The sequence below is a fragment of the Pseudomonas frederiksbergensis genome (assembly GCF_035751725.1).
Taxonomy (GTDB): domain Bacteria; phylum Pseudomonadota; class Gammaproteobacteria; order Pseudomonadales; family Pseudomonadaceae; genus Aquipseudomonas; species Aquipseudomonas frederiksbergensis_A.
The window spans coordinates 1,911,899-1,930,451 of record NZ_CP142104.1 but is presented as its reverse complement, the minus strand read 5'-3'; the positions used below and the strand labels follow the sequence as shown (position 1 = coordinate 1,930,451).

2 protein-coding genes (1 of these 2 only partly in view) are annotated in these 18,553 nt (G+C 64.9%); both read right to left on the bottom strand.

Annotated elements, in window-relative coordinates:
- A protein-coding gene (locus VQ575_RS08640; RefSeq protein WP_325919457.1) for a non-ribosomal peptide synthase/polyketide synthase crosses the window boundary here: on the bottom strand, positions 1 to 6,239 show its start. The gene continues 7,231 nt to the left of window position 1, outside the view; the window shows 6,239 of its 13,470 coding nt (coding positions 1-6,239); the start codon lies at positions 6,237 to 6,239; its stop codon lies beyond the left edge, outside the window.
- A complete protein-coding gene (locus VQ575_RS08635; RefSeq protein ID WP_325919455.1) occupies positions 6,239 to 18,553 on the bottom strand; it encodes a non-ribosomal peptide synthase/polyketide synthase in 12,315 nt (4,104 codons plus the stop codon). Before VQ575_RS08635 ends, VQ575_RS08640 begins: the two co-directional genes overlap by 1 nt.

The window sequence follows — 18,553 nt, the reverse complement described above, 5'->3', positions numbered from 1 at the left end:
TGCGCGGTCACCGCTGCGATGTAGGCCTGGGGATGGGCACTTGGCTCGGCCTTGGGCAGCGCCTTGCGCTCGAGCTTGCCGTTGGGGCTGACCGGCATTTTTTCCAGCCACACCCAGTGTTGCGGCACCATGTAGTCAGGCAAGGATTGGCTCAGATGTTCCCTGAGGCGCACTTGCAACTCCTGGCGAACGGCGTCATCGGCGGCCAGCAGCTCGGCGCGCGCCGGCACCACATAGGCGACCAGCAGCGTGCCGTCCTGGGCCAGGACCACCGTTTCGCGCACGGCATCGTGCTCGACCATGCGTGCTTCGATTTCGCCTAGTTCGATGCGCAGGCCACGGATTTTCACTTGATGGTCGATCCGCCCGGCGTATTCGATTACGCCGTCGGGGCGATAGCGCGCCAGGTCGCCGGTCCGGTACAGGCGCTGGCCATGGCCGAACGGCCCGGTGACGAACCGCTCGGCGGTCAAAGCCGCGCGCCGATGGTAACCCCGCGCCAACCCCTCGCCCGCCAGATACAACTCGCCGATCACCCCCACCGGCACCGGGGACAACTCATCGTCGAGGATGTAGGTGCCGAGGTTGGCGATCGGCTGGCCGATCGGCACGCTGTCGCGCCCCTCCTCGACACAGGTCCAGTGGGTCACGTCGATGGCCGCCTCGGTCGGGCCGTAGAGGTTGTACAGGTTGGCGCTCGGCAACTTGGCGAACACCTGCTGCTGGGCATCCACCGGCAGCGCTTCGCCGCTGCACACGATCCGCTTCAAGCTGACGCATTCGGCCACCCGCGAGTCCTGCACAAACGCCTGGAGCATCGACGGCACGAAGTGCAGCGTGGTGATGCCCTGGGCCGTGATCAACTCGATCAACAGCGCCGGGTCGCGATGGGCGCCCGGCGCGGCCACCACCAGCGTCGAACCGGTCAGCAGTGGCCAGAAGAACTCCCACACCGACACGTCGAAGCTGAACGGTGTTTTTTGCAGCACGCTGTCCGAGGCATCGAGGCCATACGCCTGTTGCATCCAGCACAGACGGTTGACCAGGGCGCTATGGCGATTGCCCGCGCCCTTGGGTTTGCCGGTGGAACCGGAGGTATAGATCACATACGCCAGGTTCTCACCGTGGACTTCGACGCCGGGATTGCCGTCGCGGCTGGCGTACAAGCCGTCGTCGAGCGAATCCAGCACCAGGCTGCGCAGCCCGTCCGGCATCGGCAAGGCGTCCACCAGGTGTTGCTGGGTCAGCAGCAAGCCAATGCCGCTGTCTTCGAACATGTAGGCCAGGCGATCACGCGGGTATTCGGGGTCCAGCGGCACGTAGGCGCCGCCGGCCTTGAGAATCGCCAACAGCCCCAGCACCATTTCCACGGAACGCTCGACGGCGATGCCCACCAGCACATCCGGACCGACGCCTTGGTCGATCAGGCGATGGGCCAGGCGGTTGGCCCGGGCGTTGAGTTCGCGGTAGCTCAAGCGCTGCTCGCCGAAGACCAGCGCAGGCGCGTCCGGCGTTCGGCGCACCTGTTCCTCGATCAGGCTTTGCACGCTGCGGTCGAGCGGGTAATGCTGCGCCGTCGCGTTCCAGTCGATGAGCATGTGCCGACGCTCGCCCTCGTCCAGCAGCGTCCACTGCGCCACCGGGCGATGCAGATCGTGCGTCATGCCATGCAACAGGTTGAGCCAATGCCGGGCCATGCGCTCGACGGTCGCCGGCTCGAAAAGATCCGTCGCATAGGTCAGCGCCGCGTGCAGGCCCTGCGAGCTCTCGACGGTGTCCATGCTCAGGTCGAATTGCGCGGTGCGCTGCGTCCAGCCAAGGGGTTCGACGCAAAGGTCCGGCAAGGCATTGGCGAACGCCGAGTCGGTTTCATTGCGGTGGTTGAACATCGCCTGGAACAACGGGCTGTGGCTGAGGTTGCGCTGCGGTTGCAAGGCATCTACCAACTGCTCGAAAGGCAGGTCCTGGTGCATCTGCGCGGCCATGGCCGTTTGCTTGAGCTGCTGCAGCAGCGCGGCGCCGGTCAGCTCACTGTGGAACTCGCTACGCAGGACCTGGGTGTTGACGAAGAAACCGATCAGTCGCTCGGTTTCCAGCCGCTGGCGGTTGGCAATCGGCACGCCGACGCGGATATCGGCCTGGCCGCTGTAGCGATGCAGCAGCGCCTGGAACGAACCGAGCAACAGCACGAACAACGTGACGTTTTCCCGCCGGGCCAGGGCCTTGAGATCAGCGCTCAAGGCCGCGTCCAACACGATTGGCAGACGCGCGCCGCGCAGGCTTTGCTGCGCCGGGCGCGGATGGTCGGTGGGCAGCTCCAGCAGCGGCTGTTCGCCGCCCAGTTGCCCGGACCAATAGGCTAATTGACGATCCCGCTCTCCGGCCGCCATCCATTGCCGCTGCCAGACGGCGTAGTCGGCATACTGCACCGCCAACGGCGGCAGATGCGCTTGCTGGCCTTGGACGAACGCCGAATACAGGCTCATCAGGTCATCGACCATCACCTGCAAGGACCAGCCATCGGAGACGATGTGATGCAGCGTCAGCACCAGGATGTGGTCCTGTTCGTCCACTTCCAGCAGCGCCACGCGCAGCAACGAATCAGTCGCCAGATCGAACGGACGTTGTGTGTGCTGTTCGACCAAGGCCTGGATGCCTCGCCCTTCCAGGCGCTGCTCGACGAAGTCGACCTCCCCCTGCCCGCGAATAACCTGGCAGGTGCGCCCATCCTCTTCGACGAATAGGGTGCGCAAGCTTTCGTGACGCTCCACCAGCGCAGCGAAACTCTTGCGCAGCGCCTCCTTGTCCAGCGTGCCGCGCATCCGCAGGGCCGTGGGGATGTTATAGGCCGCGCTGTCCGGATCCATTTTCCAGAGGAACCACTGGCGTTCCTGGGCAAACGACAGCGGCAGTGGCGCATCGCGAGGCACCGGCACCATCGCTGGAGCCTGTTCGCCGGACGTGGCATCGAAGGAGGCGACGAACGCCTGCAAGGTGCTGTGTTCGAACAGGCTGCGCAGCGGCACCTCGATGCCCAGCACCCGACGGATTCGCGACACCACTTGGGTCACTAACAGTGAATGCCCGCCCAGTTCGAAGAAATGATCCTCCAGGCCCACGCGCTCAAGCTTGAGCACGTCCTGCCAGATCGCCGCGACTTGTTGCTCGACCTCACTGCGAGGCGCCACGTAGGCCTGTTGCACGTCGCTGGCGTCGGGCGCCGGCAAGGCCTTGCGATCGATCTTGCCATTGGGCGTCAGCGGCAATCGGGCCAGGAACAACAGGTGCGCCGGAACCATGTAGTCCGGCAACTGCGCCTTGAGGGCCGCCTTGAGCGTTGCGCGCAGCGGCGCATCGGGCTCCGGCACTTCGCCGCTGGCAGGCACGACGTAACCCACCAGTTGCGCCCCGGTCGGGCCTTCGTGGGCGACCACCACGGTTTCGCGCACGCTGTCCTGGGCCAGCAACGCGGCTTCGATTTCCCCGAGCTCGATGCGCAGGCCGCGAATCTTCACCTGATGGTCGATGCGGCCGAGGTATTCGACCACCCCTTCGGCGCGATAACGGGTCAAGTCGCCGGTGCGGTACAGCCGTTCGCCGGTTGTGGAGAACGGATCAGGGACGAAGCGTTCGGCGGTCAGCCCCGGGCGCTGGAAATAACCACGGGCCAGGCCGGCGCCACCGATCAGCAGTTCCCCCGGCGCGCCGGGCGGGTTGAGGGTCAGGTCGCTGCCGACGATGTACAGCGCGGTATTGTCCAGCGGCTGGCCAAGAAAGGGCCGGTCGCGCCCGGGGCTCAACGGGTGCACCGCCGACCAGATGGTGGTTTCGGTCGGCCCGTAGAGGTTCCAGAGCTTCGGCGAAAGCGCCAGCAGCCGCTGGGCCAGTTCCTGGGGCAAGGCTTCGCCGCCGCACAGGAAGGTCCGGCCGGCGAGCACCGAGGCCCGCTCATGGTCGAGCAGCATGCGCCAGCTCGACGGCGTGGCTTGCAGCACGCTGACGTCGTGTTGTTCGATCAACGCGAGCACCGCTTGCGGATCCTGGTGCACGTGCTGCCCGGTCAGCACGATACTGGCCCCGGCGCAGAGCGGTCCGTAGATTTCCAAGCCGAAAATATCGAAGGAGAAGGTCGTCAGCGACAGCATGCGGTCGCTGGCCGCGAGGCCCGGCTGGGCGATCATGCTGGTGATGAAATTGCCCAGCGCATCATGGCGCACCATCACACCCTTGGGCTTGCCGGTGGAGCCGGAGGTGTAGATGACATAGGCCAGGTGCTCGCCGGTCAACGGCACCATCGGGCAGGTTTTCGGAGCGTCTTGCAGTGCGGCGTCCGGCGAGTCCAGCAGCAGGGTCCGGAGCGCCGGCGGGATCGGCAATCGCGCTTGCAAACGGGCCTGGGTCAGCAGCAGCCCAATGCCGCTGTCCTCGATCATGTAGGCCAGGCGATCCTCGGGATACCCAGGGTCCAACGGCACGTAGGCGCCGCCAGCCTTGAGGATCGCCAGCAGGCCGACAATCAGCTCGACGCTGCGCTCCACCGCGATGCCCACCAGCTCGCCCGGGGACACGCCCAGATCAATCAGGCGGTGAGCCAGTTGGTTGGCGCGGGCGTCCAATTGCCGGTAGCTCAGGGATCGTCCGTCAACGGTCAGCGCCAATGCGTCGGGGGCCCGGTGCGCCTGTCCGGCGATGCGTTGGTGGACGCACACGGCTTCGGCACCGTGGTCGTCGACGCGCAGCCACCGCTGTTGCGTGAGGCGCTGCTGCGACGGGTCGAGCAGCGGCAGCTCCCCAACCCGCTGGTGGGGCGCGTCGACGATACCCTGCAGCAGGTTTTGCCAGTGCTCGGCCAGGCGCTCGATGGTCTGCGCTTCGAAGAGATCGGTGGCATAGGTCAGCTCGGCGGCGATGCCCCGCTCGGTTTCGTAGGTGCCCAGGGTCAAGTCGAACTGGGCGGTGCGCCCTTCCCACGTCAGGTCCTCGACCCGCAGTTGCGGCAGCTGCATTTGCCGGCGGCCCGTGGCATCGGCATTCTGGTGGTTGAACATGACCTGGAAAATCGGGCTGTGGCTCAGGCTTCGCTCTGGCTGGAGGGCTTCGATCAGTTGCTCGAACGGCAGGTCCTGATGGGCCTGGGCCGCCATGGCCGCTTGCTTGACCTGGGCGAGCAATTGCTCGAATGGCATCTGCCCATCGACGTGGGCATTGAGCACTTGGGTGTTGACGAAAAAGCCGATCAGCCCTTCGGTCTCGACCCGGTTGCGGTTGGCCGTCGGCACGCCGACGCGGATCTGCGGCTGGCCGCTGTAGCGGTGCAGCAATGCCTGGAACGAGGCGAGCAGAACCATGAACAGGCTGGCGCCTTCGCGCTGGGCCAGTTGCTTGAGCCCGGTGGCCAGTTCCGGCGCCAGCTTCACGTCCAGCCGCGCACCACGAAGGCTCTGCACCGGAGGGCGCGGCTGATCGAATGGCAGCTCCAGCACCGGTTGCTCGTCGCCCAGGGTCTGGACCCAATAAGCCAACTGGCGTTCGCGCTCGCCGGCTTCCAGCCAATGGCGTTGCCAGATGGCGTAGTCGGCGTATTGCACCGGCAGTTCCGGCAATGCCAGCGGCTGGCCGCCGGTGTCGGCGGCGTAACACCGCACCAGTTCGTCCACCAGCACGCGCATCGACCAACCATCGGCGATGATGTGGTGCTGGATCAGCACCAGCACATGGTCATCCTCGGCGATTTTCAACAGCGAAACCCGTAGCAACGGCCCTTGGCGCAAATCGAACGGACGCGCGGTTTCGCCTTCGATGTAAGCCTTGATGCGCGCGTCCTCGCTGATCGGTGAACCGGCCGGCAGCGCCTCGACAGTGATGCTCAGGGGCATCTGCCGGTGGATAACCTGGACGGCTTGCTCGCCCTGCTCGGCAAACGTGGTGCGCAAGCTTTCGTGACGCTCGGCCAGGGCATTGAAGCTGCGCTCCAGGGCCGGCACGTTCAGTTGGCCTTTGAGGCGCAGGGCGCTGGGAATGTGGTAGGCCGAACTGTGCGGGTCCATTTGCCAGAGGAACCACTGGCGCTCCTGGGCATAAGATTGCGGGATGTGCTCGAACCCGGAACGCACCTCGGGGATCGGCAGGTTGGCCGGCGAGACGCCCTCTTCCAGCATCTTCTCCAGGTACAGCCTGCGTTTGTCCAGCGGCAGAGTGATAAAGCGCTTGGCAACCCTCAAAGCAACACTCTTGTCCATCAGACTTCCTCCATTTCATCAAGCAGGGCGTCCAGCTTGTTCAGTTTCTCTTCATTGATTGGCCCGTCCGTGCTGTCGATTTGTGCGACAAAATCCTGCAGGACGGGGTGCTGGAACAGCAGTTGCGGGGTCAGGCTCAACCCCAGTTCGAGGGCCATGCGCGAGACGGCAGTGACCGCCAGCAGCGAGTGGCCGCCCAGCTCGAAGAAGTGAGCGTCAAGGCCCACGCGTTCGACGGTGAGCACCTGGGCCCAGATCGTCGCGACTTGCTGCTGCAGTTCGCTGACCGGTGCTTCGTATGCGCTTTGCGAGCGCCCGGCCTCGATACCCGGCAATGCCTTGCGATCAAGCTTGCCGTTGGGGGTCAGCGGCAACTGGTCGAGGAACAGCCAGTGGGCCGGGATCATGTAGTCCGGCAGATGCTCCTTGAGTCGGGCCTTGAGGGGATCGCGCAGTGTGTCGGCGTCCGTCGAGGTCATCACGTAGGCCACCAGTTGCTGGCCGCCCGGCCCTTCCTGGGCGAGCACGGCGACTTCGTTGACCTCGGGCTGTTGCAGCAGCCGCGCCTCGATTTCCCCCAGCTCGATGCGGAAGCCGCGGATCTTCACCTGATGGTCGATGCGGCCTTGGTATTCGAGCACGCCGTCGGCGCGATAACGGCACAGGTCGCCGGTGCGGTACAGGCGCTCGCCCGTGGTGGAGAACGGGTTGGGCACGTACTTCTCGGCGGTCATCGCCGCTCGCCCGAGGTAGCCCCGGGTTATGCCGGCGCCGCTCAGGTACAGCTCGGCCGAGACGCCCTGGGGCACCGGTTGCAGGTTGGCGTCGAGGAGGTAGCTGGCGGTGTGCTTGAGTGGGCGGCCGATGTTGGCCGTGCCGCCTTGGGTACGGCGGGTCCAGGTTGAGTAGGTGGTGTCTTCGGAGGGACCATAAAGGTCATAGACATGCTCGATTCCCTGTGGGTAAAGGGCATCCACCAGGCTCTGCTTCAGTGGCTCACCGGCCAGGTTGATGATGCGCACGCTGTGCGGAATCTCCCCATTGCGCTGCAACGCGGCGATCGCCGAGGGCACGGTGTTGATCAGGCGCACCTGGTCGCGGGCAGGCAGGTGCGGCAGTTCCAGGGCGTTGCGGGCGATGATCAGCGAGCCGCCGTTGGCCAGGGTGACGAACAGCTCCCACACCGACAGATCAAAGCACACCGAGGTTGAGGCGAGCACGCCTTGGATATCGTCGCGGCTGTAGACGGATTTGGACCAGTCGATCAATGCCAGGACGTTGCGGTGGGCGATGGCCACGCCCTTGGGTTTGCCGGTGGAGCCGGAGGTGTAGATGACGTAGGCGAGGTTGTCCGGTGTGACCGTTGTGACCGGTGCGGTGAAGGGATATGAGGTCAACTCGATCCGATCCAGCATCAGCACTTCAGTCTCGGCCGGAACCGTCAACGTCAAGGCCACCGACTGCTCGGTCAACAACACCCGCGCCCGACTGTCATCAAGCATGTAGGCCACGCGTTCGGCCGGGTAATCCGGGTCCAGCGGCACGTAGGCGCCGCCCGCCTTGAGCACTGCCAGCAAGGCGATCAGCAACTGTTCGGAACGCGGCATCGCCACGCCCACCCGCACTTCCGGGCCGACGCCCAGTTCGATGAGCTGGTGGGCCAGGCGATTGGCGCGGCCGTCGAGCTCGCTGTAGCTCAGACGCGTGTTGGCGAAGGTGACTGCCAAGGCGTCCGGGGCGTTTTCCGCTTGGCGGGCGATCATCTGATGAATGCAGACGTCCTGTTCGAACGGCGCATCCACAGGATTCCAGTCATGGGTCAGGCGCTGGTGTTCATCGAATTCCAGCATCGACAGCTCACCCAACGGGCGCTCGCCCTGCGCGGTCATCTGCCCGAGCAACTGCACCAGATGCGCCGCCAATCGCTCCACCGTTACAGCCGAGAAACTCGCCCGCTGATAACTCATATGCACCGACAGCTGCCGCTCCAACCCCACCAACAGCGTCAACGGATAGTTGGTCTGCTCCTGGGTGATCGGCGAACCAAAACGCAAACCATCCGGCGCGCCCTGCTCCAAGGCCTCGGCGATCGGGTAGTTTTCGAACACCAGCAAACTGTCGAACAACGCGTCGCCGCCCTGCCCGGCCCAGCGCTGGATGTCGAGCAACGCAGTGTGCTCGAACTCGCGCAGGGCGAGGTTCTGCGCCTGCACCGTTTGCAACCAACTGTCCAGCGACTGCTCGGCCCGAGGGCTGGCGATCACCGGCAAGGTGTTGATGAACAAGCCGATCTGCTGCTCGATGCCGGGCAAGTCAGCCGGACGCCCGGCGACCGTCGCACCAAACGCCACGGTGGATTTGCCGGTGTAGCGCTGCAACAGCAGCAGCCAAGCGGCTTGCACCAGCGTGTTCACCGTGACTTTCGAGGAGCGAGCGAAGGCTTCCAGGCGCCGGGTCAACGACTCGTCCAGCACCTGCATATGATCGCCATAACCAACACCGGCGTCCGTCGGCTTGCCAACCGCATCGGCCAACCGTGTCGGTGCTTCCAGGCGTTCTAGCGCAGGCTTCCAGAACGCCTCGCTGGCCGCCGCGTCCTGGCGTTGCAGCCAGGCGATGTAGTCCCGATAACGTCCGCCGGACACGGCCATGGATTGACCGCTGTAGCGTTGCAGCACTTCGCCGAGCAGCTGTGAATTGCTCCAGCCGTCCATGAGGATGTGATGATGGCTGTAGATCAGGTGATAACGCCGCTCATCGAGGCGCACGATCATCAACCGCACCAGGGCCGGCGCGCTCAGATGAAGGTGTTGGCGCTCGGCATCGGCCAGGGCCTGTACGGTCTGGTCATGCAGTGGATCATCGCTCAGATCGTGCAGGCTGTAAGGCAGCTCCAGGTACTTGCTGACCACCTGCACCGGCGCCGGCAAATCGCCCTGCCAGACAAACCGCGTGCGCAGGATGTCATGGGCATCGACCGCCGCTTGCCAAGCCTGGCGGAAGCGTTCCGGGTCCAGCCCCTCGATGTCCAGGCGCAGTTGGTTGATGTAGTCGCCGCTCGCGTCACCGTACACGCCATAGAACAGCATGCCTTGTTGCATCGGTGATAACGGATACAGGTCGACGATCTGCGCGGGCGGCATCGGCAGCCCATCCAGTTGTGGCTGGCTCAGGCTCGCCAGAGGGAAGTCCGACGGTGTTACGCCGCTGTGCTCGCCCCGGCAGCAATGCTCGATGAGCCGCTGCAACTCCAGCGCATAATCGTCGGCCAGCGCCTGGATGGTGGATTCGTTGAACTGCTCGCGGCTGAAGGTCCAGCCCAGGTTCAGTTCGCCGCCGAACACCTGGCCGTTCAAGGCCAGCGCATTGGACAGCGGTGCTTCGGCGTCCAGCTCATCGCCAGCGGCTTCGTCGGCCGGGATGAACAGGGCGCCCTCGGCTTCGTTGAAGCTGGCGTCGAACTGGCCCAGGTAATTGAAGGTCAGGCTGGGCGTTGGCAAACCGGCCAGGAGGGCCCGCGTCGCGTCATCCGCCAGATAAGCCAAGGCACCAAAGCCCAGGCCTTTGTCGGGGATCGCCCGCAGTTGCTCCTTGATTTGCTTGAGGCAATCCCCCAGGTCCGCCCGTGGCGTGAGCCGGGCCGGATAGAGGCTGGTGAACCAGCCAACGGTGCGGGTCAGGTCGACGTCGTCGAACAAGGCTTCGCGACCATGGCCTTCGAGCTGGATCAGCGCACTGTCGTTGCCCGTCCAGCGCACCATCACCCGCGCCAGTGCCGTGAGCAGCAAGTCGTTGACCTGGGTCCGATAGGCCTTGGGCGCGTCTTGCAGCAGTTGCCGGGTCAACGCGGCATCGAGTCGCGTACGCACGGTCACCGCCAGACGGTTCTGCTGGCCGCCTGCGGGGTTATCCATTGGCAACGAGGCATCGACGTCTTCGAGCCGGGCCTGCCAGAACGCCAGTTCCTGCTGCAACCGGTTGCTGCGGGCATGCGCTTGCAGGCGCTCGGCCCAGACCTGCGCCGAGGTGGTTTTCAGCGGCAATTGCACCGCCGCACCGCTGGACAACTGTCGGTAGGCACTTTGCAGGTCCTCGAACAGGATCCGCCACGACACGCCATCGACCACCAAGTGATGCACCGCCAGCAACAAACGCTGGCTGCCATCGCCCAGCGCCGCCAGGACAGCCCGCAGCAAGGGGCCCTCTTGCAGGTCCAGACTGCGCTGGGCCTCGTTGGCGATACTCTGCAAGACCTGCGCATCAGGCGCGTCCACGGCCCAGAGCAGGTCCTTGCATTGAGTGTCCGCAGGACGGTAAATCGCCGTCCAGCCGTCGTTCTGCTCCGTGAAGCACAAGCGCAGGCCATCGTGATGTTGCAACAGCGCCTTCAACGCCTGGTTCAGAATCGATGCGTCCAGGCGGTGGGTCGGCTTGAGCATCACCGCCTGGTTCCAGTGATGACGCTGCGGTATCGCCTGTTCGATGAACACACGCTGCACCGGCAACAGCGCCATTTCGCCCGTCACCGGCCCCTGATCGATGACTTGGGCGGCTTCACCCTGGCGAACCATGGGCGCGAGCATTTCCAGAGTCTGGTACTGGAACAGGTCCTTGGGCGTGAAATGCATGCCGGCATGGCGGGCGCGGCTGACCACCTGGATCGAGACGATGGAATCGCCACCCAACTCGAAGAAATTATCCCGCAGGCCGACACGTTCAAGCTTGAGCACGTCCTGCCAGATCGACGCGAGTTGCTGTTCCAGCGCATTGCGCGGCGCCAGGTAGGCGTGTTGCGATTGGTTGGCGTCAGGCTTGGGCAGGTTCTTGCGGTCGAGCTTGCCGTTGGGGGTCAGCGGCAGGCGTTCGAGCAGCATCAGATAAGCCGGGACCATGTGCGCCGGCAATGTCGCCTTGAGTTGCTCGCGCAAGTGCTCGGCGAAATCTTCGCGGGCAGGTTCCGCGGCCACCACATAGGCCACCAGACGCTTGCCGCTGCCGACGGTGCCTTCCTGGGCCACGACCACCGCTTCGCGCACGCCATCGAGGGCTTGCAGGCTGGCTTCGATCTCGCCCAGTTCGATGCGGAAGCCGCGGATCTTCACTTGGTTGTCGATGCGATCCAGGTAATCGAAAGTGCCGTCGACGCGCTGGCGCACCAGGTCCCCGGTGCGATACAGCAAGCCGCCAGCGCTGAACGGGTCGGCGACAAAGCGCTCGGCGGTCAGCCCCGGCCGGTTCAAGTAACCGCGAGCCAATCCCATACCGCCCAGGTACAGCTCACCGGCCATGCCTTGGGGCAACAGGTTCAGGTCGGCATCGAGCACGTAGGCGCTGCGGTCACCGATGCGGCTGCCGATGGGGGCGTAGGCAGCGTCACAAGACACCTCGCGACCGGCCTTCCAGATCAGCGGCGTGACCACGGTTTCGGTCGGGCCATAACCGTTGATGATGTACTCGGGACGCAAGGCGCGCTTGACCCGTTCGAAACTGGCGTTGGGCACCGCGTCGCCGCCGAAGCAATAGATGCGCACCTTCGGCGGGTTGCCTTCGCGCTCGGCGTGCTCGGCCAGTTGTTGCAAGTAAACGGGCGGGAACGCCACCACCGTCACGCCGTGCTCGTGCATGGCGTTGTAGGTTTGTTCCGGGGTCCACAGGCTGTCGTCACGAATCAGCAGCGACGCACCGTGGGTCAGGCTGGTGAGCCAGCGCTCATGGGCGCCGTCGAAAGCGAACGACATGAAATGGAATTCGCAATCGCTGTCGCGCATTTCATAACGCTCGCCAATGGCCTGGCAGTGCATCGCCAGCGGACCGTGGGCCACGCTCACGCCCTTGGGGTTGCCGGTGGAGCCGGAGGTGTAGATGACGTAGGCGAGATTGTGCGGGTCGAGTTGAATGTTTGGCGCACTGACCGGCAACTCGCGCAGATCGACACGGTCCAGCTCCAGCAGCGGCAACGATTCATCCACAGGCAACTGGGCCGACACCGAAGAGTCGCTGATCAGCAGCGCCAGCCCAGCGTCGTTCATCAAGTACGCCAGGCGTTCACGGGGATAGCTGACGTCCAACGGCACGTAGGCACCGCCGGCCTTGAGCACCGCCAAGAGTGTGACGATCACCCCTTCGCTGCGCGGCAGGGCCACGCCCACGCGGGTTTCCGGGCCGACGCCGCGGCTGATCAAGACGTGGGCCAGTTGGTTGGCGCGCCGGTCGATCTCGCCGTAGCTGAAATGTCGGCCATTGAAAATCACCGCCGTGCGCTGCGGGCGCTCGACCGCCAGCGCGGCGATCCGCTGGTGTACGGCGATGTCCACCGGGTACGGCTGCGGGTGGTTCTCGACGTGTTGCCGAGCGTGTTCGGCACCGCTGGCCAGGGCGATTTCGCCCAGGTTGCGTCCGGCGTCCTGGCTGAATTGCTCGAGCAGGTGCAGCAGATGGGCACTGATGTGATCAATCATTTCGTCGGCGAACTGCCGGCGCTCGTAGCTGTAGTGCAGCGCCAATTGTTCACCGAGGGTGACCGCGACGCTCAGGGCGTAATGCGCTTGCTCACGGTTGGCAACGTCGCCGAACGTGACGCCGCTGCCGATGCCTTGCTGCAAGGCCTGGGCAATCGGGTAGTTCTCGAACACCAGGAGGTTGTCGAACAGCGCCTCGCCGCCCTGCCCGGCCCAACGCTGGATATCCGCCAACGGCGTGTGCTCGAAGTCCCGCAGGCCCAGGTTCTGTGCCTGTACTGCTTGCAACCAATGGCCGACCGTTTGGTCCGGACGTGGGCTGCCAATGACCGGCAAGGTGTTGATGAACAGGCCGACCTGCTGCTCGATGCCCGGCAGATCCGCCGGCCGACCGGCCACCGTCGCGCCAAACGCCACGGTCTGGTGACCGGTATAGCGCTGCAGCAACAGCAGCCAAGCCGCTTGCACCAGCGTGTTCACGGTGATTTTCTGCTGGCGGGCGAACGCTTCCAGTGCTTGGGTACGCGGCGCGTCGAGGGTCAGGAAATGATCGCCGTGGCCGCTCTCGCCGCCGCCCGAGGCCGCACCGGCGAGTCGGGTCGGCTCCTGCAACGGGGCCAACTGTGCGCGCCAGAAGTCCTGGCTGAGCTGGCCATCCTGGCGTTGCAGCCAAGCGATGTAGTCGCGATAACGCCCACCCGTGCGGGCCGGCGCGCGGCCGTTGTAGCGCTGCATCACCTCGCCGAGCAACTGCGAATTGCTCCAGCCGTCCATCAGGATGTGGTGATGGGTGTAGATCAGATGCCATTGTTCGACGCCGGTCCGCACCAGCACCAGGCGCAACAGCGGCGCCTGGCTCAAGTCGAAACCTTGCGCGCGCTCGGCGTCGGCCAGCGCGGCGAGGGCCTGGGCCGGTTCGGCATGCTCGCGCCAGTCCAGCACCGTGAACGGCAACTGCACCTGCTTGTGGACGATCTGCAGCGGTTGTGACAGCTCTCCCTGCCAGACGAAGCCGCTGCGCAAAATGTCCTGCGCCGCGACGGTGGCCTGCCACGCCGCACGGAATCGCTCGGCATCCAGGCCTTGCACGTCCACCCGCAACTGGTTGACGTATTCACCCGCCGCCTGCTCGTACAAGGTGTGGAACAACAAGCCCTGCTGCATCGGCGACAGCGGGTAGACATCGTCCAACTGACCGGCCGGCAGCGGCAGATGGTCGAGTTGCGACTGGGTGATCCGCGCGAGTGGGAAATCCGACGGCGTGGCTTGCGGTTCAGCCAGGTTGACGCAATGGTCGATCAGCGCCTTGAGCTCGACGGCGTATTGATCGACCAGTTGCTGCACCGTCGCGCTGTCGAACATTTCACGGCTGAAGCCCCAGCTCATCGTCAGCTCGCCACCATAGACCTGGCCTTCCACGGTCAGCCAGTTGGCCAGTGGTGCCGTCGGGTCCTGGGCAACGCCACTGCCTTCGCCGGACGGCACGAAGAGCGCCGCTTCATCGAACTGGCGGTCGAACTGGCCGAGGTAATTGAAAGTGATGCGCGCAGGCGCCAGGTCTGTCCATTGCGCTTGCACCGACGGCGCCGCCAGATGACGCAGCACGCCGTAGCCCAGGCCCTTGTCCGGGACGTTGCGCAGTTGCTCCTTGATGGTCTTGATCGAGCCGCCGATGTCATCAGTGGCGGTGAGGTTCACCGGGAACAGGCTGGTCAGCCAGCCCACCGTGCGGGTCAGGTCGATGTCGTCGAACAGCGCTTCGCGGCCATGGCCTTCGAGTTCGACCAGCGTGCCCGGTTGCCCGCTCCAGCGGCTGATGGTGCGGGCCAGCGCGGTGAGCAGCAGATCGTTGACCTGGGTGCGATAGGCGGCGGGTGCCTGTTGCAGCAGTTGCCGGGTCAGGCCAGCCTCCAGGCGCCATTCGATCTTCGCGCCGTGGACGTTCGTCAGGCTGCCCTGCGGGCGTTCGCATGGCAGGTCCCGCGCGCCCTCGTGCTGGGCTTTCCAATAGGTCGACTGGTCGTCGAAGCGCGATGCTTCGGCCATCAGCCGCGCAGTCCAACTCTTGAAGGCGCTGGTCTTGGCCGGCAACGTAACGCCGCCCCCCGCCGCCAGTTGTTCGTAGGCCTGCTGCAGATCTTCCAGCAACAGTCGCCACGACACGCCATCCACCACCAGGTGATGGATGACCAGCGCCAGTCGCTGGCTGCCGTCGGCCAGGTTCACCAGCATGGCGCGCACCAGCGGCCCGTCTCGCAGGTCCAGGCTACGCTGCGCCTCATCGCACAGCGCGTCCAACTGCTCGGCGGATCGGGCATCGCGTTGCCACAGGTCGGCGCTTTGCAACAGCGGCCCATGGCTCTGCCGCCAAGCGCCGGAGTCTTCGACAAAGCGCAGCCGCAAGGCGTCATGGTGGTTGATGACGCAGGTCAAAGCCGCGTCGAGCCGTTGTGCATCCAGCGGTTCGCGTGGACTCAGCAACAGCGATTGGTTCCAGTGCTCGCGGGCCTGCATCGCCTGGGCGAAAAACTGCTGCTGGATCGGCCCGAGCACGGCATCGCCAGTGACCGGCCCTTGGTCCAGGACACTGTGGTTGTCGTGGCGGGCGACCAGCGCCAGGCTGCGCACGGTCTGGTATTGGAACAGGTCGCGGGGGTGGATACGAATACCGGCCTGCCGCGCGCGGCTCACCACTTGAATGGAAATAATCGAGTCGCCGCCCAGTTCGAAGAAATTGTCTTCGAGGCCGACGCGCTCTACCCCGAGCACGTCCTGCCAGATTTCCGCCAAGGCGGTTTGCAGTGCATCTTGCGGAGCGACGAACGCTTGCCGGGGCGCGGCGTCTGGTTGTGGCAGGGCCTTGCGATCGAGCTTGCCGTTGGCGGTCACCGGCAGGCTGGCCAATGGCATCAGGTAGGTCGGCACCATGTATTCCGGCAGGCCGGCCAGCAGCCAGGCCTTGACGTCCTGTGGCCACTGCTCGTGCGCGTCGCCGTTTTCCAGCACCAGGTAGCCCACCAGATGCTTGCCGTCCTGCACCAGCACCACGGCCTCGCGCACCAGCGGATGCTGCACGAGGCGAGTTTCGATTTCGCCGAGCTCGATGCGCAGGCCGCGCAGCTTGACCTGATGGTCGAGGCGACCAAGGTATTCGATCACGCCGTCGGCGCGCTGGCGCACGCGGTCGCCGGTGCGGTACAGGCGTGCGCCGTCATGGAATGGGCACGGCACGAAACGCTCGGCGGTCAGCGCCGGACGCCGGTGATAACTGCGCGCCAGCCCCGCCCCGCCCAAGTACAACTCGCCCGCCACGCCCCACGGCACCGGCGACAGATCGGCGTCGAGCACATGGGTGCGCAGGTTGGCGATGGGCTGGCCGATCGGCACGCAATCGGCGCCTTCGTCAACGCACGTCCAATGGGTTACGTCGATGGCCGCTTCGGTCGGACCGTACAGGTTATAGAGCGCGGCGTTTGGCAGTGTGGCAAAGACGTGCTGCTGCGCATCCAGCGGCAACGCTTCACCGCTGCAGACGATGCGCTTGAGGCCTTCGCAGGTGTTCACGCCCGGCTCATGGATGAACGCTTGCAGCATCGACGGCACGAAGTGCAGCGTGCTGATGCCATGACGGTTGATGGTGTCGATCAGTTGTCGCGGATCACGATGGGCGCCCGGCGCAGCCACCACCAGTCGCGCCCCGGTCATCAGCGGCCAGAAAAATTCCCACACCGACACGTCGAAACTGAACGGGGTTTTCTGCAACACCGCGTCGCTGCCGTCCAGGCCATACGCTTGTTGCATCCAGCACAGGCGATTGACCAGTGCGGCGTGGCTGTTGCCGGCGCCCTTGGGTTTGCCGGTCGAGCCTGAGGTGTAGATGACATAGGCGAGGTTCAGCGGGTCGATCATCACATCGAGGCGACTGTCGCGGTAACCGTCGAGCCAACCGTCCGGTTGGTCGAGCGCGATGACCTCGATTCCCTCGGTCGGCAGCCCCGCCGACAGCGAACGCTGGGTCAGCAGCAAGCTGATGCCGCTGTCCTCGATCATGTAGGCCAGGCGATCCTGCGGGTACTCCGGGTCCAGCGGCACGTAGGCGCCGCCGGCCTTGTGGATCGCCAGCAGGCCGACCACCATCTCCACCGAACGCTCAATGCAGATGCCCACCAGGCTGTCCGCTCGCACACCGCGCCCCCGCAGCAAGTGAGCCAGGCGGTTGGCGCGGGCATCGAGCGCTGCATAACTCAGGCTTTGTTCGCCAAACACCAACGCCGGGGCGTCCGGGGTGCGCGCCACCTGGGCTTCGATCAGTTGATGCAGGCACAGCTCGGTCGGGTAGCGTTGAGCCGTGGCATTCCAGCCCTGCACCAACGTGGCATGCTCGTCGGCATCAAGCAGCGGCAGCTCGCCGACACGCCGGGACGGATCGGCAATCATCGCGGTGAGCAACCGCAGCCAATGCCGCGCCATGCGCGCGATGGTCGGCGCTTCGAACAGATCGTCGGCGTAAGTCAGCGCGGCGTGCAACGTGCCGGCTTTTTCATAGGTGTCGAGGGTCAAGTCGAACTGGGTGGTGCGCGCCTGCCACTCGATCATCCCCAGTTCCAGGCCGGACGCCGTTCGGATCGTGGTGACGTCCGCCACGTGGGGTTGATGGTTGTACATCACTTGGAACAGCGGCGTATGGCTGAGGCTGCGTTCGAGCTTCAATGCCTCGACCAGGCGTTCGAAGGGCAAGTCCTGATGGGCCTGGGCACCGAGCGCGGTCTCCTTGACCCGGCGCAGCAACTCGTCGACCCGGGTCTGGCCATCCAGTTCGGTACGCAGCACTTGGGTGTTGACGAAGAAACCGATCAGGCCTTCGATTTCATCCCGGTTGCGGTTTGCGATCGGCACGCCGACACGAATGTCGGATTGCCCGCTGTAGCGATGCAACAGCACGTCGAACGCGCCGAGCAGCAGCATGAACAGCGTGACGCCATGCTGCTGGGCGGCGCTGCGCAGTTGCTCCGCCAACCCCGGCTCGATGGCAAATTCATAGCGGCTGCCGCGATAGCTGGGCATGGCCGGGCGCGAGTGGTCGGTCGGCAACTCCAACACCGGATGCTCATCGCCCAACTGCGCCTGCCAGTACGCCAGTTGCCGCGCCTGCTCGCCGGCCTCCAGCCAACGGCGCTGCCACAGCGCATAGTCGCTGTATTGGATCGGCAAGTCGGCCAGTTGCGGCGGCATGCCGGCTTCATGGGCGTCGTAGCAGCGGATGAATTCTTCGATCAGCACGTTCATCGACCAGCCATCGGAGACGATGTGGTGCAAGGTCAGCAGCAGCACGTGTTCCTGTGCATCGAGCTTGAGCAGCTCGACCCGCAGCAAGGGGCCGCAGGACAAATCGAATGGCCGCATCGATTGTGCTTGCGCAGCCTGGCGCACCGCTTGCTCGCGATCGTCTGCCGGCAAGCCGCTGAGGTCCTGTTGTTCGATCACCAACGGCGCATCAGTGGGCACTTGCAAGAGGCTGTCGTCGGCCTGGCGCTGGAACACCGTGCGCAGGGTTTCATGCCGCGCCACCAGGCTGGCGAAAGCCTGTTCCAGCGCCGACAGGCTCAATACGCCTCTAAGCCGCACCGCCCCCGGCAGGTTGTAGGCGCCACTTTCCGGGTCCAATTGCCAGAGAAACCACATGCGCCGCTGGGCATAGGACAGCGCCTGGCGATCCTCGGCTTCGACGCCCTGGGGGATGGGAAAGCTGCTGAAATCCACGCCCTCCTTGTCCAGCGCCGCCAGGAACATCTGGCGCTTGTCCAAAGGCAACCCGATAAACCGGCGAGCAAGTTTCAAGGCGTTTTCAGCATTCAT

Coding starts and splice junctions, on each gene's coding strand:
- VQ575_RS08635 (WP_325919455.1), bottom strand. CDS start 18,553: ATGAATGCTGAAAACGCCTTGAAACTTGCTCGCCGGTTTATCGGGTTG.